At 67.1% G+C, this 19,412-nt stretch carries 15 protein-coding genes; 5 read left to right on the forward strand and 10 right to left on the reverse strand.

Going from position 1 to position 19,412, the window contains the following annotated elements; genetic code table 11:
- Nucleotides 1–4: 4 nt before the first annotated feature.
- From sufU to KY501_RS04005, 6 genes are read right to left on the reverse strand one after another with little or no spacing between them, the layout of a single operon-like run.
- A complete protein-coding gene (gene sufU / locus KY501_RS03980; RefSeq protein WP_224361166.1) occupies nt 5–457 on the reverse strand; it encodes a Fe-S cluster assembly sulfur transfer protein SufU in 453 nt (150 codons plus the stop codon).
- The gene (locus tag KY501_RS03985; protein ID WP_224361167.1) at nt 454–1,683 is read right to left on the reverse strand and encodes a cysteine desulfurase; all 1,230 of its coding nucleotides are present in this window, start codon (nt 1,681–1,683) and stop codon (nt 454–456) included. Before KY501_RS03985 ends, sufU begins: the two co-directional genes overlap by 4 nt.
- Nucleotides 1,680–3,008, reverse strand: coding sequence for a Fe-S cluster assembly protein SufD (gene sufD, locus KY501_RS03990; RefSeq protein WP_224361168.1), 1,329 nt, complete (start codon nt 3,006–3,008; stop codon nt 1,680–1,682). The genes KY501_RS03985 and sufD overlap by 4 nt, the downstream gene beginning before the upstream one ends.
- Complete coding sequence (gene sufC / locus KY501_RS03995; protein ID WP_224361169.1) at nt 3,005–3,781, reverse strand: Fe-S cluster assembly ATPase SufC; 777 nt, start codon at nt 3,779–3,781, stop codon at nt 3,005–3,007. Before sufC ends, sufD begins: the two co-directional genes overlap by 4 nt.
- Before the next feature lie 2 nt (nt 3,782–3,783).
- Nucleotides 3,784–5,220 carry a Fe-S cluster assembly protein SufB gene (sufB, locus tag KY501_RS04000; protein WP_224361170.1) on the reverse strand — a complete coding sequence of 479 codons (1,437 nt, stop codon included), beginning with the start codon at nt 5,218–5,220 and terminating at the stop codon, nt 3,784–3,786.
- Nucleotides 5,217–5,699: an SUF system Fe-S cluster assembly regulator gene (locus KY501_RS04005; protein ID WP_224361171.1), complete on the reverse strand. Its 483-nt coding sequence runs from the start codon at nt 5,697–5,699 to the stop codon at nt 5,217–5,219. Before KY501_RS04005 ends, sufB begins: the two co-directional genes overlap by 4 nt.
- A 184-nt stretch (nt 5,700–5,883) precedes the next feature.
- On the opposite strand from KY501_RS04005, the gene KY501_RS04010 reads away from it, so the two are divergent.
- Nucleotides 5,884–7,104 (forward strand): ABC transporter substrate-binding protein, encoded by a 1,221-nt coding sequence (locus KY501_RS04010; protein WP_224361172.1) that lies wholly within the window; start codon nt 5,884–5,886, stop codon nt 7,102–7,104.
- A gap of 127 nt (nt 7,105–7,231) precedes the next feature.
- The gene (locus tag KY501_RS04015; protein WP_224361173.1) at nt 7,232–7,849 is read left to right on the forward strand and encodes a hypothetical protein; all 618 of its coding nucleotides are present in this window, start codon (nt 7,232–7,234) and stop codon (nt 7,847–7,849) included.
- A 20-nt stretch (nt 7,850–7,869) separates the two neighbouring features.
- Here the strand turns inward: KY501_RS04015 and KY501_RS04020 are convergent, their stop codons facing one another.
- From KY501_RS04020 to KY501_RS04035, 4 genes are all read right to left on the reverse strand, one after another.
- Nucleotides 7,870–9,399: a DUF4388 domain-containing protein gene (locus KY501_RS04020; protein ID WP_224361174.1), complete on the reverse strand. Its 1,530-nt coding sequence runs from the start codon at nt 9,397–9,399 to the stop codon at nt 7,870–7,872.
- Between the two features lie 109 nt (nt 9,400–9,508).
- Nucleotides 9,509–10,315: a tetratricopeptide repeat protein gene (locus KY501_RS04025; protein WP_224361175.1), complete on the reverse strand. Its 807-nt coding sequence runs from the start codon at nt 10,313–10,315 to the stop codon at nt 9,509–9,511.
- Nucleotides 10,316–10,396: 81 nt separating this feature from the next.
- Nucleotides 10,397–11,602 carry a radical SAM family heme chaperone HemW gene (gene hemW, locus KY501_RS04030; protein ID WP_224361176.1) on the reverse strand — a complete coding sequence of 402 codons (1,206 nt, stop codon included), beginning with the start codon at nt 11,600–11,602 and terminating at the stop codon, nt 10,397–10,399.
- Nucleotides 11,603–11,609: 7 nt separating this feature from the next.
- Nucleotides 11,610–13,904: a coiled-coil domain-containing protein gene (locus KY501_RS04035; RefSeq protein ID WP_224361177.1), complete on the reverse strand. Its 2,295-nt coding sequence runs from the start codon at nt 13,902–13,904 to the stop codon at nt 11,610–11,612.
- 190 nt (nt 13,905–14,094) lie between these two features.
- Between KY501_RS04035 and KY501_RS04040 the strand changes: the two genes are divergently transcribed.
- The 3 genes from KY501_RS04040 to KY501_RS04050 all read left to right on the forward strand — a co-directional run bounded on the left by KY501_RS04040 (nt 14,095) and on the right by KY501_RS04050 (nt 19,395).
- Entirely contained in the window at nt 14,095–16,692 is a 2,598-nt protein-coding gene (locus KY501_RS04040; RefSeq protein ID WP_224361178.1) for a M16 family metallopeptidase, read from the forward strand.
- A 66-nt stretch (nt 16,693–16,758) separates the two neighbouring features.
- Nucleotides 16,759–17,868 carry a hypothetical protein gene (locus KY501_RS04045; protein ID WP_224361179.1) on the forward strand — a complete coding sequence of 370 codons (1,110 nt, stop codon included), beginning with the start codon at nt 16,759–16,761 and terminating at the stop codon, nt 17,866–17,868.
- A 564-nt stretch (nt 17,869–18,432) separates the two neighbouring features.
- Nucleotides 18,433–19,395: a helix-turn-helix transcriptional regulator gene (locus tag KY501_RS04050; protein WP_224361180.1), complete on the forward strand. Its 963-nt coding sequence runs from the start codon at nt 18,433–18,435 to the stop codon at nt 19,393–19,395.
- The last annotated feature ends 17 nt before the right edge of the window (nt 19,396–19,412 follow it).

Raw genomic sequence — 19,412 nt, forward strand, 5'->3', positions numbered from 1 at the left:
CTCCCTACTCCGTCGAGATCGACTCCGCCTCACCGCGGAGCGCCGCGCGCAGGGTGTGCCAGGCGAGGCTCGCGCACTTCACTCGCGCCGGGAACTCACTCACTCCAGACAGGACGGCCAGCTTGCCGAGCGCCTCGGTGTCCACGTCGGCCGGTCCCTCGGTCACCAGCTTGTGCACCTGCTCGAAGAGCTTCTCGGCCTCCTCGCGCGTCCGGTCCTTGACCGCGCCCGTCATCAGCGACGCGGACGCACGAGAGATGGCACAACCCTGGCCCTGGAAGCCGACGTCGCGAATGACGCCGCCCTCGACCTTCAGGGTGACGGTGAGCTGGTCACCACAGAGGGGGTTGTGGCCCTGGGCTCGGGCGTTGGCGCCCTCCACCTCGCGGAAGTTGCGCGGGCGCTTGCCGTGGTCCAGCACCACCTCTTGATAGAGATCCTGCAGATCCGAGCTCATCCGAACACCTCCCGCACCTTGTGGAGCCCGCGTACCAGCGCGTCCACGTCCTCCCGCGTGTTGTAGAGCGCCATCGAGGCGCGCACGGTGGCGGCCACGCCGAAGCACTGCATGAGCGGCTGAGCGCAGTGGTGCCCCGTGCGAACGGCCACGCCCTCGCGATCCAGGATGGTGCCGATGTCGTGCGGATGGATGTCCTCCATCACGAAGGACACCACGCCGGAGCGCTCGCGGCCGTGCCCGAGGATCCGGATGCTAGGGACGCGTCCCAGGGCTTCCTCGGTGTAGGCCAGCAGTTCCTTGTCATGCGCGGCGATGGCATCCATGCCCACGCGCTCCAGGTAGTCGATGGCCGCGCCGAGCCCCACCGCGCCCGCCACATCGGGCGTGCCCGCCTCGAAGCGATGCGGCACGCGGTTGTAGATGGTCTTCTCCATCGTCACGGAGAGGATCATGTCCCCGCCGCCCTGGTAGGGAGGCATGGACTCCAGGCGCTCCTTCTTGCCGTAGAGGACTCCGATGCCCATGGGGCCGAAGAGCTTGTGGCCGGAGAAGGCGTAGAAGTCGCAGTCCAGGTCCACCACGTCGACCGCGAAGTGCGTCACCGCCTGCGCACCGTCCACGAGCACGGGGATGCCCTTGGCGTGGGCCCGTCGGATGAGTTCCTTCACCGGCACCACGGTGCCCAGCGCGTTGGAGACATGCGTCAGCGCGAGGATGCGGGTGCGCGGGGTGAGGAACTCGTCCAGCCGGTCCAGGGCCAGATCTCCGTCCGAATTCACCGGGATGTGCTTGAGCGTGGCGCCCTGCTGTTCGCACAGCATCTGCCAGGGGACGATGTTGGCGTGGTGCTCCAGGCCGGTGATGAGCACCTCGTCGCCGGGGCCCACGTTCTTGCGGCCGAAGGTCTGCGCCACCAGGTTGATGGCCTCGGTGGTGCCACGGACGAAGACAATCTCATTCGCGTCCTTCGCATGAAGGAACCGGGCCACCTTCTGCCGCGCGGCCTCGAAGGCAATCGTGGAGCGCTCGGAGAGGGCGTGCACACCGCGGTGCACGTTGGCGTTGTCGTGCGTGTAGAAGTGCGTGATGGCGTCGATGACAGCCTGCGGCTTCTGCGCGGAGGCGGCGCTGTCCAGGTACACCAGCGGACGGCCCCGCACCTCCTGATGGAGGATGGGGAAGTCGGAGCGCACCTTCGCCACGTCGAGTCCTGGCCCGCTCATGCCACCACCTCCCGCCAGGCCCCGCCCGGCAATCGTGCTGACAGCAACTGCTCCACCCGGGCCCGGAGGGGCTCCAGGGTCACCGCGCCCACCACCTCGCTGGCGAAGGCGTAGGTGAGCAGCCGCTCCGCCTCGGCCTTGGGGATGCCTCGGGCGCGCAGGTAGAAGAGGGACTGCTCATCCAGCCGGCCCACCGCCGCGCCGTGGGCGCACTTCACGTCATCCGCGAGGATCTCCAGCTGCGGGCGCGTGTCCACGAGCGCCTCCTCCGAGAGCAGGAGGTTGCGATTGGTCTGGCTCGCGTCCGTGCGCTGCGCGTCCTGGCGCACCAGCACGCGTCCGTGGAAGGTGCCGCGCGAGCGGCCATCGAGTACTCCTTTATAGAGCTCGCGGCTCGTGCACCGGGGCACGGCGTGATCCAGGTCCGTGCGGTTGTCCAGGTGCTGCGTGCCTCGGCCCACGTAGAGGCCGTTGAGCACGCACTCGCCGCCCTCGCCCGCGAACACGGAGCTCACCTCGTTGCGAGCCAGCGCTCCGCCCAGCGAGAAGGCATGCGAGGCCAGCCGGCTGTCCCGAGCCTGCTCGGCGTGGAGGCTCGCGACGTGGAAGGCCGCATCCGGCTCGGCCTGGAGCTTGTAGTGATGCAGCCGCGCGTTCTCGCCGAGCACTACCTCTGTCACCGCGTTGGTGAACGAAGTGCCGCCCTCGGCTCCGGCGTACACCTCCACCAACGAGGCCTCGCTGTTCGCACCCGCCACCACCACCACGCGGGGGCTGGAGAGCACCGGCGCCGTACTCGCGCCAGAAGACAGGAAGACGAGCTGCACGGGGCTGGGAGCCACGGCACCCGGCCGGATCTGCACGAAAGCCCCTTCCTCCAGGAGCGCCAGGTTGAGCGCGACGAAGGGGTGCACATCCGCACGGGCCCGACGGCCGAGCACGGGCTCCAGCACCTCGGCATCCTCACGCAGGGCCTGGCGAAGAGGCTTCACCGTCACTCCGGCGAACAACCCCTCCAGCGAGGACAGCTCGGACGAGAGCCGGCCATCCACGAAGACGAGCCGAGGCCCTGGCAGGGCGAGCTGCTCCACCCGAGCCCTGAGCTCCACCTTCGGGCCCTCGCCCACGAGGGCGAAGGGGCGCGAGACGATGGGCGCCACATCCGTGTACTTCCAGTCCTCGTTCCGAGCAGTGGGAAAGCCCTGGCGAGACAGCTGCGCCAGCCCCTGCTCTCGGAGCGTCCTCAGCCACAGCGGAGCGCTGGCCGCCTGCTCTGCCTGGAAGCGCTGAGCCACATCGAGGTAGTGCTGAAGCCCTCCACTCACGGGCGAGCCTCCCGCCCGGCATTGGGAGTCAACCGCTCCACCCACGCGTAGCCCTTCTTCTCCAGCTCGAGCGCCAGGTCCTTGTCGCCGGACATGACGATGCGCCCGGCGGCCATCACGTGCACCTTGTCCGGGACGATGTAGTCCAGCAGCCGCTGGTAGTGGGTGATGACGAGCATGCCCCGGTCCTTCGAGCGCAGAGCGTTCACGCCGCCGGCGACGATGCGCAGCGCGTCGATATCCAGGCCCGAGTCGGTCTCATCGAGGATGGCCAGGCGAGGCTGGAGCACCGCCATCTGGAATACCTCGTTGCGCTTCTTCTCGCCGCCGGAGAAGCCCTCGTTGACGGAGCGGTTGAGGAAGCCCTGGTCCATCTGGACCAGCTTCATCCGCTCCTTGGCGAGCGAGAGGAAGTCCATGGCGTCGAGTTCCTCCAGCCCCTGGGAGCGCCGCTGCGCATTGAGCGCGGTGCGCAGGAAGTGGAGGTTGCCCACGCCGGGGATCTCCACCGGATACTGGAAGGCGAGGAACACGCCAGCGGTGGCGCGCTGCTCGGGCGAGAGGCCCAGCAGGTCCTTCCCGTCGAAGAGTACCTCGCCCTCGGTGACCTTGTACGTCTCGCGGCCCGCGAGCACCTGCGAGAGCGTGCTCTTGCCCGAACCGTTGGGGCCCATGATGGCGTGGACCTCGCCGGGCTGGATCTCCAGATCGATGCCCTTGAGGATCTGCTTGTCTCCAATCCGTGCGTGGAGGTTCCGGACGCTCAGCAGCATGACTACCCCACACTCCCTTCCAGACTCACCCCGAGCAGCTTCTGCGCCTCGACCGCGAACTCCATCGGAAGCTCCTTGAACACCTGACGGCAGAAGCCGTTGACGATCATCGACACTGCGTCCTCTTTCGAGATGCCGCGCTGCTGGCAGTAGAAGAGCTGGTCCTCGCCAATCTTGGACGTGGACGCCTCGTGCTCGACCTGCGCGGACGCGTTCTTCACTTCGATATACGGCAGCGTGTGGGCGCCGCACTTGCTGCCCAGGAGCAGCGAGTCGCACTGGGTGTAGTTGCGCGCACCCTCGGCGTTCTTGGTCACCTTCACGAGCCCCCGGTACGTGTTCTGCCCGTGGCCGGCGGAGATGCCCTTGGAGACGATGGTGCTCCGGGTGTTGCGCCCCAGGTGAACCATCTTCGTGCCGGTGTCGGCCTGCTGCCGATGGTTGGTGAGCGCCACCGAGTAGAACTCGCCCACCGAGTCATCCCCCTTGAGGATGACGCTGGGGTACTTCCACGTAATGGCCGAGCCCGTCTCCACCTGCGTCCACGAAATCTTGGAGCGCTTGTGGGCGATGCCGCGCTTGGTGACGAAGTTGTAGATACCGCCGCGACCCTCGGCATCGCCGGGGTACCAGTTCTGCACGGTGGAGTACTTGATGTTGGCCCCGTCCAGGGCGACGAGCTCCACCACGGCGGCGTGGAGCTGGTTCTTGTCGCGCTGCGGAGCGGTGCAGCCCTCGAGGTAGCTCACGGAGGCGCCCTCGTCGGCGACGATGAGGGTGCGCTCGAACTGGCCCGTCTCCGCGGCGTTGATGCGGAAGTAGGTGGACAGCTCCATGGGGCAGCGCACGCCCTTGGGCACGTAGCAGAACGAGCCATCGCTGAAGACGGCCGAGTTGAGCGCGGCGAAGAAGTTGTCCGAGTACGGCACCACGGAGCCGAGGTAGCGCTGGATGAGCTCGGGGTGCTCGCGCACGGCCTCGGAGAACGAGCAGAAGATGACGCCCGCCTTGGCCAGCTTGTCCTTGAACGTGGTGGCCACGGATACCGAGTCGAACACGGCATCCACCGCCACGTTCTGCAGCAGCTTCTGCTCCTCGAGCGGGATGCCGAGCTTCTCGTAGGTGCGGAGAATCTCGGGGTCCACCTGGTCCAGGCTGTCCAGCTTGGGCTTCTGCTTGGGCGCCGAGTAGTAGCGGATGGCCTGATAGTCGATGGGGTTGTACTGGACCTTCTGCCAGCGGGGCTCCTTCAGGGTGAGCCAGTGGCGGTAGGCCTTGAGGCGCCAGTCGAGGAGGAATTGCGGCTCGCCCTTCTTCTCGGAGATGAGGCGGACGACATCCTCATTGAGCCCAGGAGGCAGGGTGTCGGCCTCCACGGCGGTGACGAAGCCCGCCTGGTACTGACGATTGGTCAGCTCGTGAATGGTCTCGGTGCTCATGAAGAGAGCCCTCCAGTGGTGACCGGGCGAGCGGGCACGTTCAGCCCGACGAGTCGCTCGACGCGCGGGGTGGGGGCGCACAGGTCCGCCAACGTCAGCCGGCCGAGCGCGTCCTGGATGGCCTGGTTGATGACGCGCCAGTGGCCCCGGACGCGGCACACGGACTCCAGCTCACAGGCCGGCTCAGTGCCGGTGTGCTGGACACATTCGGTGATGGCCACGGGCCCTTCCAGGGCAGTGATGATCTGCGTGAGCGGGAGGGAGGCGGCGGGCCGGGCCAGCCCATAGCCGCCCGTGGCGCCTCGGTGCGACACCAGCACGCCGGCGCTCTGCAGCCCTTTGAGCACCTTGCTCACCGAGGGCAGGGGCACCCGTGTGGCCTCCGCCAACTCGCGGGCCGTGCGCGTGGTGCCCTCGTCCCGAGCCAGCTCGGTCAACAGCACGAGGCCGTAGTCGGTCATCTTGCTCATCCGGAACATCCGGTGTCTTCTCCTGTGCGCGAGGCACTCCGCAGACTGCGGCGCCTCCTTACTTAAACCGTACCAAATCGGTCCACATTAAAATCAAGGGAACGTCGCTGGTCCGGTGGAGGGGTGGGCGAGGGGGTTGGATGTTGAAGCCGTTGGGGGGACGTGTGAAGAGGGGGAGCCCTCTGGAGGAAGCATGTCCTTGCCCCTGCCCCTGCCCGTACGCCGTCCCGCCTCGCTCTTGCTCGCCGCGCTCGCACTGACCGTGATGGCCTGCGAGAAGAAGACTCAGCCCCCGCCTGCTCCCTCGGCGAACACGCCACCTGCCGAGTCCGCCCAGACCACCCCACCTGCCCCATCGGACACGATCCTGATTGGAGAGGTGGGCAGCCTCACGGGCAGCGAGGCCACCTTCGGCATCTCGGCGCGCAACGGCATCGAGCTGGCCATCAACGAGGCGAATGCCGCAGGAGGGGTGAAGGGCAAGAAGCTGGGGGTGCGCGTGTACGACAGCCAGGGCCGGCCGGAGGAGGCGGCGCAGGCCGTCACGCGGCTGATTGCCCAGGACAAGGTGGCGGTGATCATCGGCGAGGCGGCTTCGTCGGTGTCGATGGCGATGGCGGAGAAGGCGCAGGCGGCGGGGGTGCCGCAGATCTCCTACACCTCGACGGCTCCCGAGGTGACGCAGAAGGGCGACTACATCTTCCGCGTGTGCTTCATCGATCCGTTCCAGGGCAAGGTGATGGCGAAGTTCGCCCGGGAGAACCTGAAGCTGAACGGGGTGGCGGTGCTCACGGACAACAAGTCGGCGTACTCCATCGGTCTGGCCAAGGTGTTCGTGGAAGAGTTCCAGAAGATGGGGGGGAAGATCTCCGCCAACGAGAGCTACTCGAAGGGGGATACGGACTTCCGCGCGCAGCTGACGGCCATCAAGCAGGCGAAGCCGGAGGGGGTGTTCGTGCCGGGCTATTACACGGACGTGGGGCTCATCGCGCGGCAGGCGCGGGAGTTGGGCCTGAAGGTGCCGCTGCTGGGTGGGGATGGCTGGGAGTCCGAGAAGCTCTTCGAGCTGGGCGGCTCGGCACTGAACGGGAGCTATTTCGCCAACCACTACGCGCTGGACAACCCGGACCCGCTCCTCAAGGAGTTCAGCGAGAAGTATCAGAAAATCTATGGGTCGCTGCCGGACAGCGTGGCGGCTCTGGCTTATGACGCGACGAAGCTGGCGGTGGACGCGATGGGGCGGGCGCCGGACTTGTCGGGCAAGGCGCTGCGGGATGCCATCGCCGCGACGAAGGATTTCCCGGGTGTGGCGGGGAAGATCACCATCAACGCCCAGCGCGACGCCGAGAAGCAGGCGGTGGTGCTCAAGGTGGAGGACGGAAAGACGAAGTTCGTCACCACCGTGACGCCGTGAGGTGAACAGTCCATTGTACTCCAATCCCTGTCACTGTCTGAGCTTGGACCTGGGATTGGATTGTCCAATTTCTCTTGTTTGTCCGTCTGTGCCATCTACTCGGTGAATCAAGCTGAGGGGGGATGTCATGCGGAACAAGAGGAATGAGCAGATGGTGCGCATGTTGGTGCTCGGACTGGCGGTCTGGGCCTCGGGATGCGCGAAGCACCGGGAGTCGTCCGGCGGCGACTACTTCGGGGCGGAGCGGGCGCGCCTGGCGAAGCTGGACGACTTCGACATGTTGCTGACGAAGGCCGGGGTGGCCGAGGAGGATCTGCCCCTCGGGGAGGTCCTGACCCTGGGCCAGACGAAGGACCTGCTGCTGCTGCTCCGGTTCAAGTTCGTGGACGGCAACATGCCGGCCTACGGGCCGCGTGTCCTGGCATCGTTCCTCCTGCAGGAGGCGATCAACTCGGGACAGCCTCTCTCCCGCCGGTCACTCACGCAGAACCTGCACCGCTATGGTCATCTGGTCGTCCTGAGCCCGGAGGGCCACCTGGTGAGGGCTTACTCGGGCACGCGTCTGCGGTGCGTGGGGGATCTCCGCATCCAGAACGGGGTGCCCATGGCGGACGGGTACAAGGTGAACACCTTCTACGTCCAGGACGGCAGCCTCTTCCGAGAGGATCCGAACACCGTGGCTCCGGCAATCTTCGTTCTCCCGGAGCAGCGGCCGTTGGAGAAGGTGGCGGGCGGGAAGCGCTGATCCCGTGAGCCGAGGCGAGTTCAGCGCTTCGCGTTCTTGATCGTCTCCTGAATCAGATCCACGTACCGGCGATTCTTCGGGTTCAGCTTGAAGGCCCGCCGGTACGCGTCCTCCGCCTGGGACCACTGGCTCTCGCCCCGGCACACCTCGCCGAAGAAGAACCAACCCTCCTCCAGGCCTGGATCCTGGCGCAGCACCTCGCTCAACTCCTGCTGCGCCAGCTTGCCGTGCGCCTCCGGCTTGATCAGGTAGCGCGCCCACGCCCGGTAGGCCAGGTGCATCGGCCGAGGCTCGATGTCACACGCGTACTCGAAGTACTCGAGCGCTCCCGTGAAGTTGCGCGTCTCCAGCCGCTTCTTGCCCTGATCGAACTGCGTCCGACCATCCAGCAACTCCGTCTTGATACGGAACTGCTCCGCCGTCGTCGGCCTCCCCGTCCCCTTCTCCTTCTCTCGCGCCGCAGCCCTCCGCTTGCGCCACAGCGTCGCCAGGTCCGGCTCCATCAAGACACCGAACGCCCGCGCGTACGCCGCCAGGAGGATCTCCGCCTTCTCCTTCAGGTCCGGAGTGTTGAAGCGCAGCGGACTGAACTTGTCCGCCATCGACAGGAACGCCTTGCGCAGCGCCAGCGGCTGCACGTCCTCCGGCACCCCCAGCAGCCCGAACGGATCCTGGCTCCGATGCGACATGAAGACGCTCACCAGCTCGTTGCGCGCGGCCTCGTCCTCGTCCGAGAACGGTGTCCCCGAAGGCACCGCGGGAGTCACGGGCTCCGGCTCCAGCACCGTAGCGGCTGGAGGCACCGGCGCTGAAGCCACCCGCTCGTCCACCGCGTCCGCGAAGTCCACGATGCCCACGATGCACAGCGCGTACAGCCGGCGCAGCGCCGCCTCCGTGTCGTAGCCCGTCCGCTCCAGCAGCTCCGAGAAGGTGGGACGCATCCGCAGCGACTGGAACAGCCGCGCGTCCTTCGCCGACAGCTTGGGCCCATCCACCCCCGGCACCTGCGCGAAGCGCCGGTCATCCGTGAAGGTGAAGTGCGTGGCTACCACGTCGAACGGCATCATGTTCGCCACGCCCGTGAGGATGAGCTGCGCCGTGTTCGTCCGCACGCTCGTGCCCGGCGGATCCACGTCCGCGATCAGCTTGTAGCGCGCATCCGTCCACCGGAAGCAGTCCAGCAGGCTCAACCCCAGGTTCGCCTGCAGCTGCTTGTACAGATCGAACGGGCTGATCAGCGCCTTCTGCACCAGCAGCGCGCCGATGTCCTGCCCCGTCTGGATGCTCTCCGAGAGCGTCTTCTGGTAGTCCGCCTCGCTCAGCTTCCCCTTCTCCACCAGGAACTTGCCCAGCGTCTCGTGCAGCAGGTTCGAGACGCACGCCACCGGCGCGCCCTCCTCGAAGGTGATGCGCTTCTCGCGCTGGCGAGCCCTCAACTCCAGCGTGCACGTGCGCTCCTCCATGGCCAGCGCGTGCAGCAACAAGGGCAGCGGCATCTCCGCGAGCGTCCCCTCTCGCTGGCGGAGCACATGGGATGGGGCGGGGAACATCAGCTACCTCTGGAAGATGTCGGCCAGAAGTCCAAGAAAACCAAGAGAGGCGTCACCACCATTGAAACCTGGATGGACAGGAAAATACAGAGGGACTGAGGCATCCGCGTTACTCGTCCTCGTCCGACCCTGTCGCATACGGATGTGTCGCATACGGATCCGCCGAAGGATCCATCGGCGGAGAGACACGGCTCAGCGCCTGGTAGCCCAGCACCAGCACCACCAGGGCGATGACCCCGTAGGTGATGGGCCGGCTGGGACGGGCGCGCCAGGCCCACATCCGCTCCCGGCGGCGCTGGAAGCCCGGCGCCGCCACATAGTCCTTCCAGGCCTCGTCCCGCATCAGCGCCGCGTCCGCGTCCCGCCCCGCCTTGTCCAACGCCTTGGCCAGCAGCACCCGCCCCTCGACGGAGCCATGCCGCGCCTTCACGAAGCGCTCCAGCGCCTCGATCGCGCCCTTCACGTCGCCGTGCGTCAACCGCAACCGGCCGCGCTCCAGATCGATGGAGCCCATACGGAAATCCGGGTTCAGCTTCTCGGCCTCGCCCAGCAGCAGTTCCCCTTTGGCCACCTCTCCGGCCCCCAGGTACGCCACCCCGAGCAGGAAGAGGGTGTCCACGTCCTCGTCGCCCGCCTCCAGGTTGGGCTTGAGCAGCTCCACCGCCGCCGCGTAGCGCCCCTGCCCCACGCGTAGCTCCGCCAGCTCGAAGCGCGCCCGCCGGTCATGCGTGTTGACCATCAGGGCCCGCTCCAACTGCCCCGCGCGCCGCCACCGGTGGATGAAGCGCAGCGGACGCGGCAGGAGCTGGAGGGTGTAGCGATCCATCGCCCACACCACTACGAACACCAGCGCCAGCGACAGCAGTGGCCGCCCGGTGAGGGACGAGATGATCATCCACAGCATCCACGTGCTCATGTTCTCGATTCCTGCTCTGTGACGGAGAGGGCCCTGAGCCATGCCCCGGGCTTCCAGAGGGCCGTTGTATACACGAGCACCTTAAATCAGCCTCGCGCAGATGGCGCTGTGCAGATCCGCGCCCGTCTCTGTCAACACCAGGCGCCCACCGTGCAGCGTCGCCAGGCCGTGCGCCACCAGCCGCGCCACCTCTGCCCGCCGAGGCTCCGGATCCTGGCCGTACGCGGCGCACACTGCCTCCCAGTCCACGCCCGAGCGCAACCGCAGCCCCATCGCGAGCCGCTCCTCGAAGAGCTCCTGCGGGCCCAGTTCCTCGCGGCTCGCCTCGGGCAGGGCGCCCTGCTCCACCGCTCGCAGCCAGGCCTCCGTGCTCCGCAGGTTCACGTACCGGTGGGGAGCCGGCGTGTGCAGCATGCCCGAGGCCCCCACGCCCAGCGCCAGGTACTCGCCGCCCGTCCAGTACAGCGCGTTGTGCCGCGAGCTGTAGCCCTCTCGCGCGTGATTGGAGATCTCGTAGCGGTGCAGGCCGTGAGCGGCATACACCTCGCGCAGCGCGGAGGACATGGCCACCACCTCTTCATCCTGAGGCAGGGACACCTCTCCGCGCGCCAGCCGCTTCGCCAGGGGCGTGTCCTCCGCGAGCACCTCGCGCTCCAGTGTCAGCGCATACGTGGACAGGTGCTCGGGCTCCAGCGCCACCGCGTGCCGGGCATCCGCCTCCACCTGCTCCCGCGTCTGGCCGTGGACTCCATAGATGAAGTCCATGGCCACCACCTCGAAGCCCGCGCGCCGCGCCATGCGGAACGCCGCCTCCGCCCCCTGCGCGTCGTGCGCCCTCCCGAGCGCCTTCAAGGTCTCCGGCTGGAAGGACTGCACCCCCAGCGAGAGCCGGTTCACCCCCGCCGCGTGGAAGCCCGCGAACCGCTCCGAGTCCGCCAGCTCGGGGTTCGCCTCCAGCGACACCTCCGCGCCCGCCGCCACCGGGAGCCTCGCCGCGATGCCCTCGAGCACGTGCGCCACCCACTTCGGGTGCCACAGTGAAGGGGTTCCGCCCCCAAGGAAGATGGACTCCAGGGGCCGTTTCCGGAGCTCTGGAGTAGACGCCAGCCGGGCGTCCAGCTCCTTCAGCACCGCGTGGGCGTAGCGCTCCTCCGGCACCTGGCGCGCCACCGTCACGGCGAAGTCGCAGTACGGGCACTTCGCCAGGCAGTAGGGAAAGTGCAGGTACAGCCCGAAGCGGGCTGCCGGCATCCCGGTCCAGGCATCGATGGGCGCGGAGAACGGCATGGGGTGGTTACTTCTTGCCACCCTTCAACTGCGCCTCCAGCCGCGCCAATTTCGCCTTGTAGGTGGCCGCTGCCTCGATGGCAGACTCGGCCGCCACCAGCTTCTTCTTCATGGCGGTGATGTCCGCCTTGAGCTTGTCGCGCTCGGCAATGAGCTCCGCGGAAGCCCCGCCGCCCGCAGGGGCAGCCGGGGTGGCACGCGCCTGCTCCAGCTCCTGCTCCAGGTTCGCACGCTGGGCCTGCTCCGCTTGCAGCGAGGTCTCCATCTCCGAGATCCGAGCCTCCAGGCTTGCACGCTCGGCCTGCTCGGCCTCCAGCGAGGCCTCGACCTGCGCCAGCTTCTGGCCGATCGCTCCCTGGCTGCCCTTCTCCGACTTGAGCGAGGCCTCCGCCAGGGAGAGCTTCTGCTCCGCGGCCGTGCGGGCCTTGGTCGCCTCGGCCTCCTTGTTCCGGGCCGTCCGGAGATTCGTCTCGGCGGTCGCCAGCTCGGCGGAGGCCTTCTTCGCCGCGGCGGAGGCCTCGTTGCGAGCCGTCTCCAACGCTCCTTCCAGCATCTTCGCGCGCTGGGCGAGCCGCGATGTCTTGTCCTCCGCCTCCGCGCGCGCCGCCTCCAGCTTGGCGTTCAGCTCCGCCACCTGCGTGTCGCGCTGCGCCCCGCCCTTCTCCAGCGCCGTCGCGCGCGAGGCCAGGCTGGTCTTCTCCGCCTGCGTGGCCTGCAGCGTGGACTGCGTGGACTGGAGCGCGGCCTGCGTGGACTGCAGCGTGGACTGCACGGAGTGCAGCGTCGCCTTCACCGCGTCGAGCTCTCCAACGGTCTCATCCCGCTCGGAGCGCGCCGTGGCCAACAGCGCGTTCAGCTCCTCCACCTGGGCCTCGGCGGTACGCACCGTCTCCGTCAGGGCCGTCGTATCCGCATCGAGGCGATCTCGCAGCGCCACCTGCTCGGCCTCGCTGGCTTCCAACGAGCCCCGGAGCGAGGCCACTTCCACCTCGGCGTTCTGGGCGCGCTCGGTGGCCTCGACCAGTTCCGACTCCAGGGCCTGCACGCGCTCGGAGAGCGTGGCCGCCTTGCCTTCAGCCAATTCCGCGCGGCCAATGAGCGCCCCGGCCTCGGACGTGCGGGCCGAGAGCGCAGCGCGCACCCCGATCAGATCCGCGTCCTTGAGAGCCAGGTTCCGCTCCAGCTCGGAGACGCGCGTCTTCAGCGTGCGCTTCTCCGTCTCGAGCGTCGTCACCTGCTGCTGCGCCGTGGCGATCTCCGAGCGGGCCTCGTCCCGCTCCGCCTCCATCAGCTGGGCGCGGGACTGCGCCTCCTCGAGCGAGCTGCGGGACCACTCGCTCTCGCTCTCCAGCGCGCTCAGGTTGCCGTTGGCCTCGGCCAGGGCCGCCTCGAGCTGGCTGGCCCGCAGCGACAGCTCCTCACGCTCGGTGGTGAGCCCATCCCGCTCGGTGGTGGCCGTCTGGAGCTCACCTGTCAGCCGCTCCACGTCCGCGAGCGCGGCCTGGAACTGCTCCTGGACGGCCTCCATGGTGCCCTGGGCCTCGGACTTCTCCGCGGCCAGGTCCGCCACGCGGTCCTGCGCCAGCGAGAGGGCCTCCTTGGCGCCGATGAGCTCCTCGGCCAGCGCCGCCCGAGCCTCCCGCTCCGAGCGCAGCTCGTCGCTGAGGCGGGGCAGCTCCGACTCCACGTCCGCGAGCGCGCGGGACAGGTCCTTGCGATCCGCCTCGACCGCATCGAGCTCGCCCTGGACCTCGGCCAGCTTCGACTCGGCGGTGGACGCGCGCTTCTCCTGGCGCGCCTGGGCCTCCGTCGCCTGGGCCAGCTTCTGCGGCAGGTCCTTCAGCCCGCCGAGCTGCCCTCGGGCGTCGGTGAGCTCCTTCTTGGCCGCTGTGAGGTCCTGGGTGAGCTGGGTCACCGACTGACGCAGGGTGGTCAGCTCCGAGTCCTTCTCGGAATACAGCGTGCGCGCTCGGGCCAGCGTCTCGGTCTTCTGCTTGACGACCTGACGGAAGAACTCGAGCTTCTCCTCCGGCGCGGCGCCCATGGGCAGCCGGGGCTCCGCGGGCTCGCCAAACGGATCATTCCCGCCCACCGGACGGGCGCTCTTGGCCAGGGGCGAGGCCACGCCGGATTGGCTGCCACTGGGGATGGGCGCCGGGGGCGAGGCGCTCTTGCGAGGAGGCAAGGGGGGAGGCGCCGCCGCGGCCACAGGCTTGCTCGGCGAGGGTGCGGACGAGGCACCACCGTCCAAGCTCTCACGCAGGTCCGCGAGCGGATCCAGCTCTTCCAAGGGCGGGGCCATGACGAGCGCAGGTTATCGCCCGTCCGGGGTGTTCTCCAACATACACGCGCGGAATCCAGCCTGCCCCTCCGCCTGGGGCTCGGACATGCTTCCGGGTCGCCCAGGGGTGGGCGCGGCGTTAGGGAGTAGGGGAAACCTCACTCTCCGCCTTGCTTCCGTGCAGGGCTGGTGCCAGCTTCGGAAGCTCCCTATGCCCCTCCGCTACGCGCTGCCCAACGGGCTCACCGTTGTCTTCGAGGAAACGCACGCCGCCAAGGTCGCGGCCTTCCAGGTCTGGGTGAAGGTCGGCAGCGCCGACGAGCGGCTCGACCAGGCGGGCCTGGCCCACCTCCACGAGCACATGCTCTTCAAGGGTACCGAGCGCCGGGGCCCGGGGGAGATCGCCCGGGACGTGGAGGCCCATGGCGGGGAGATCAACGCCTGGACGTCCTTCGACCAGACGGTCTACCACATCGTCATGGCCAGCCAGTTTGCCCGAAAGGGGCTGGACATCCTGGGCGACGCGGTGCGGCACTCCGCGTTCGACAAGGACGAGCTGGCGCGGGAAATCGAAGTGGTGTGCGAGGAGATCAAGCGCAGCCAGGACGCTCCGGCCCGGCGCGCCTCGAGGGACTTGTTCGCCACGGCGTATGCGGTGCACCCGTACCGTCGGCCCGTCATCGGGACCGAGGAGAGCGTGCGCAGCTTCACTCGGGAGAAGGTGCTGGAATTCTACAACCGGTACTACTCACCGAAGAACCTGGTGCTCTCGGTGGTGGGGGACCTGCGCGAGGCGGAGCTGCGCGAGTGGGTGGATGAAATCTTCGGTGGGGACTGGGGCCGGCCCTTCGAGGGGCTCGCGCCGCGCCCGGTCGAGCCTCCCGCGACGCGCCGCCGGCTGCTGGTGCGCGAGGATGATGTGAAGGAAGCCTACCTTCACCTGAGTTTCGGCATCCCTCACGCGGCGCACCCGGATGTGCCCGCACTGGATGTGCTGGCGATGCTGGCGGGCCAGGGGGAGGCGTCCCGGCTGGCGGTAGAGGTGAAGCGCAAGCACAACCTTGTGAACGAGATCCATGCCTCCGCGTACACGCCGAGGGATCCGGGGCTGTTCAGCGCCTCGCTCACGCTGCCCGCGGCGAACGCGCACCGGGCGTTGGAGGAGACGACGCGGGCGCTGGCCGAGCTGCGGGCCCAGCCGGTGTCCGCGGACGAGTTGGACACGGTGAAGGCCATCCTCGAGGCCGAGGCCGTGTACCAGCGCGAGACGGTGCAGGGCATGGCGCGGAAGATGGGCTACTACCAGTCCGGAATGGACGGACTGGAGGCGGAGCAGCGCTACTACGAGGCAGTGGCGCGGTTGACCCCCGAGGACGTGCGGGATGCGGCCGAGCGCTACCTGCGCTTCGACCAGGCGGTGGTGACCGGGCTGTTGCCTCCGGGCACGGCCTTCAGTGGGGCCCAGGCCGAGGAGCTCCTCGACAAGGTGGCCCACGAGTCGCCCACGCTGCGTCCCGAGCGCAAGGTGCGCAGGCCGACGCGGGATGGGGCGATGCGGGTGGTTCCCTCTCGCTCGGGGACCGGGGAGATCGTCCAGGAGACTCTGCCCTCGGGTGCACGCATCATCGTGCGCGAGGAGCACGGGGTGCCGCTGTTCGCGCTTCGGGCCGCGTTCGCCGGTGGGCTCCGGTACGAGACTCCAGCCACGAACGGGTTGACGACGCTGGTGACCCGCAGCCTCACGCGTGGGACTCGCACGCGGGACGCGGAGGAGATCACCCAGTTGGTGGATGCGTACGCGGGCTCGCTGAACGGGGTGGGCGGGCGCAACTCGGTGGGCATGCGCGGGGACTTCCTCGCGAAGCACTTCGAGCAGGCCTTCCGCCTCTTCTCGGAGTGCGTGGTGGAGCCCACCTTCCCCGAGGCCGAGGTGGCTCGGGAGCGCCGCCTGCTGCTGCAGGACATCGTCACGCGCGAGGACAAGCCGTCGGGGTTGGCGTTCGAGCTCTTCGGGAAGACGCTGTACCGCTCGCACCCGTACCGGATGCCGGCGATGGGAGAGCACGGGCCGGTGGAGGCGCTGACGCCCGAGGCGCTGCGGGAGTACCACGCGGCGTACATGGATCCATCGCAACTGTCGCTGAGCGTGGTGGGCGACGTGAAGGTAGAAGAGGTGATGGCCCTGGCGCGGGAGTACTTCGGCAAGCCGCGAGGCAAGGCAAAGGCAGCGCCGGTGGTGCCGGTGGATCCGATTCCGGAGGCGCCGCGCCAGGAGAAGCGGGTCCTGGCCCGCGCGCAGACGCACGTGGTGTACGGGTTCATGGGCATGCGGCTGAATGATCCGCAGCGGCATGCGCTGGAGGTGCTCTCCATGCTGCTTTCCGGGCAGGGCGGGCGTCTCTTCGTGGAGCTGCGAGACAAGCGCTCCATGGCCTACAGCGTGAGCAGCTTCTCGGTGGAGGGGGTGGATCCAGGCTACTTCGCGGCCTACATCGGCACGAGCCCGGAGAAGGTGAACGACGCGCTGGCGGGCATCAAGACGGAGCTGATGCGGCTGTGCGAGGAGCGGGTTCCGGAGGCGGAGCTGGCGCGGGCGCGGCTGCACTTGATCGGCACGAACGCGATCGGCCTGCAGCGCAATGCGGCGCGAGCAGGGCTGCTGGCGCTGGACACGTGCTACGGGACGAACCTGGAGAACTTCCTGCACTACGCGGATCACATCGCTGCGGTGACGGTGGAGGACGTGCGAGAGGTGGCCCGGCGCGTCATCGACTTCAACCGCAGCGCGCAGGCGATCGTCGGGCCGTGAGCCACCGGGCGCTTTGCTGGCGCCCGGGGTTGGACAAGACTGCCGCGTTTCCTGGAGGAGGAACGGATGGGAATCGCGGAGCGCAAGGCCGCCAGCCAGTTCGAGGAGACGGCCTACCCGAAGCTCGAGAAGGAAGTGAAGGCCGCCGCGCACTTCGACGTGCCGGTGGAGGTGGACTGGGGCACGCTGGCGGTGGAGGGCTACGAGCACCTCTACGAGGAGGCGTGGCCGAAGATCTACTTCACGCCACTGGTGGGAGCGCTGAAGGCCATCACGGTGGATGAGCTGGGCCGCGAGGCACTGCGGAGCACCCTGAAGCGCATCGTCATCCGCAACACGACGAGGGCGTCGTCGGGCTCCAGCATGGTGCGCTTCGAGGACGGAGTGCTGACGCTGGACCACGAGCCCGTCACCAACGTGGACGACGTGGAGGACCGCCAGCAGGCGATCCAGCGAGTGCTGGAGGCAGCTCCCGAGGATCCGTACGTGGAGGATTCACTGGCTGCGTTCCTTTCGTGGAAGGCGCATGGCGTGGATTCGACGATGGGCGTGCTGCAGCGGCTGTTCTGGCGGCAGCAGGCGGGGATTCCGGTGGCGCTGCCGAGGATGACGCTGCTGCTGCGCAGCGGGCGGGGTGTCACGGGCATCCTGCGAGAGATCCTGGAGGATCGCCGTGAGGGCCGGGTGGCGCTGGTGCACGTGCCTCGGGAGAGCGGCGTACCTTACGAGGATCTGGTGCTGGTGCCGGTGGGTACCATCGAGGCGATCTCCGTGCACGATGCCGCTGCGTTCGGATCGCTGCGGCGGGACGCACCTCCGACGCCTTCGCTGCTCCAACTGCGGCGGAGACTGGCGGCGCTGGAGACGCAGCTCCGGAGCTTGCTGGAGAACACGGTGAGCGTAGTGCTGGGAACGGACGTGCAGGCGACCTCCGCGAAGGACCTGAGGTCGCTCGGGTTCCTGGCGGACCGTGCGCAAGAAGTGCTGGAGGCGCTGGCGAAGGACAAGGTCGGCAAGTCGGCGCTGCGGGAGAAGCTCCAGCGCATCCAGTTGAGCGTGGCGGACAGCTCAAACGTGGCCGTCACGGGCAACACGCTGGAGCTGACGAACGGCCGCCGTCCGGTGGACTGGCAGACGCGCCAGGAGTTGGAGCAGGCCGTCCAGTCCGCGCTGTGATAGCGGACCTCCAGCTCGCACTCAGGTAAGGGGCGGATTGAAGCCCCCGCCTCCCTTATGGAGTGTCCGCCAAACTTCTCGGCGTAGTTCGCAAGAACACGGTTCCACACCACCGACCGTGTAGATCGCGGGGCTTGCTTTCCCCTTAAGGATCTTCCTGCTGCGACCGCCCTGCTCTCGCTCGACGCCAGTCCCCGCTCTAGACCGGTCAGATGCCCTCTATTGGGCGACTCTTGCCCATCTGGCCCTTTTGAGACCAAGTGGTTCGAAGCGCGGTCTATCGGCGGACACCGGCCCCAGAAGTAAAAGGAAGGCCTACACCATTGTCGTCACGGTGCAGGCGGCACCTCAACCATGACGCTCCAGCAATCACCTTACCTGTTGAGTTGGCCCTCGACAGACTACCTGATTGCACGGATGATCGACAGCATGCTCTACTCAGACTCGTTTTATCGCAAGACCGACCAAGCCGTCCCCGCAGATTCGACAGGAATTTCGCCTGACGAATCAGCCCATTGCGCCATCCAAAACAAGAGATGAGCCAAAGAGCAGAAAGAGCCCCATATGACCCAACAAAGCATCAAGACAACGCTCGTGCGACAGTGGCGCCTGATGGAGCTCGTTCGGAGCAGCCCGGAAGGCCTTTCGATGAAGGACTTGAGAAAAACACTCAAAGCCAGCGAAGCCACTATTGAGCGCGACCTCGAGATTCTCAAAGAAGCAGGACTTCCATTCACCAAGACGACAAACACTGACGATCCCATCATCCTGTTTTCTCAAAACATTCCCTCTCTCCCCATAGCAAGCACCAACACCGACTCCAATCAAATCCCTCCGGTCCACTCACAGCCCGACACACCTGCTCCAGGAACACGGAAGAAGAGCAAGAATGAGCGAATCATATCCACACTCGACATTCCATCCACCCTGATAATTATCGACCGAGCCATCGACGAGGAGACGGTATTACACATTTCCTATATCTTACCCGGCACAACCGGCACGGTGTCGAGCGTTTTCGTCCCATACTGCATACACACCATCAACAAGTGCCATTATCTCTTCGCCTGGAATACAGAGTCCCCCAATTATTGCCTCATTGAAGCTGCGCGCATCACCCAGATGCAGCAGGGCAAAATTCACACCGAGGGAGGCTTCCCATACGATGGAGATCAGATACTTTCCAACCTCGTCGAGACCGATATCGGAGAACTGATTACAGTTTCAGTAATGATGGCCCCATGGACCACCCTTCTGGCACGCATCTATCCTCTGTCCGTTACGCAAACAGTGGACCCCTTGCCTGACGGGCGAAACATTGTCAGATGTCAGAATGTCAGCAGCATTGAGGCGCTCCGATGGGTGCTAAGCTGGGGAAGCGATGCGGAGATCCTCGAACCCAGATCTTTGAGAGAATCGCTCGTCGCGATTCTGAGAAACTCCCTGGCCTCGACGCTGCAAAAGAAGATTGACGAATTGAAGGCAGAGAGAGACTCCCTTTCTCTTGAGCTCGTGGAATCCAACTGAACAAGAGAGACCTCCCA

Source organism: Hyalangium versicolor (assembly GCF_020103695.1).
Lineage (GTDB): Bacteria > Myxococcota > Myxococcia > Myxococcales > Myxococcaceae > Hyalangium > Hyalangium versicolor.

Excerpts from the sequence above, each read along its gene's own strand:
- sufU (WP_224361166.1), bottom strand. The coding sequence starts at position 457 with ATGAGCTCGGATCTGCAGGATCTCTATCAAGAGGTGGTGCTGGACCAC.
- KY501_RS03985 (WP_224361167.1), bottom strand. The coding sequence starts at position 1,683 with ATGAGCGGGCCAGGACTCGACGTGGCGAAGGTGCGCTCCGACTTCCCC.
- sufC (WP_224361169.1), bottom strand. The coding sequence starts at position 3,781 with ATGCTGCTGAGCGTCCGGAACCTCCACGCACGGATTGGAGACAAGCAG.
- sufB (WP_224361170.1), bottom strand. The coding sequence starts at position 5,220 with ATGAGCACCGAGACCATTCACGAGCTGACCAATCGTCAGTACCAGGCG.
- KY501_RS04005 (WP_224361171.1), bottom strand. The coding sequence starts at position 5,699 with ATGTTCCGGATGAGCAAGATGACCGACTACGGCCTCGTGCTGTTGACC.
- KY501_RS04010 (WP_224361172.1), top strand. The coding sequence starts at position 5,884 with ATGTCCTTGCCCCTGCCCCTGCCCGTACGCCGTCCCGCCTCGCTCTTG.
- KY501_RS04015 (WP_224361173.1), top strand. The coding sequence starts at position 7,232 with ATGCGGAACAAGAGGAATGAGCAGATGGTGCGCATGTTGGTGCTCGGA.
- KY501_RS04020 (WP_224361174.1), bottom strand. The coding sequence starts at position 9,399 with ATGTTCCCCGCCCCATCCCATGTGCTCCGCCAGCGAGAGGGGACGCTC.
- KY501_RS04025 (WP_224361175.1), bottom strand. The coding sequence starts at position 10,315 with ATGAGCACGTGGATGCTGTGGATGATCATCTCGTCCCTCACCGGGCGG.
- hemW (WP_224361176.1), bottom strand. The coding sequence starts at position 11,602 with ATGCCGTTCTCCGCGCCCATCGATGCCTGGACCGGGATGCCGGCAGCC.
- KY501_RS04035 (WP_224361177.1), bottom strand. The coding sequence starts at position 13,904 with ATGGCCCCGCCCTTGGAAGAGCTGGATCCGCTCGCGGACCTGCGTGAG.
- KY501_RS04040 (WP_224361178.1), top strand. The coding sequence starts at position 14,095 with ATGCCCCTCCGCTACGCGCTGCCCAACGGGCTCACCGTTGTCTTCGAG.
- KY501_RS04045 (WP_224361179.1), top strand. The coding sequence starts at position 16,759 with ATGGGAATCGCGGAGCGCAAGGCCGCCAGCCAGTTCGAGGAGACGGCC.
- KY501_RS04050 (WP_224361180.1), top strand. The coding sequence starts at position 18,433 with ATGACCCAACAAAGCATCAAGACAACGCTCGTGCGACAGTGGCGCCTG.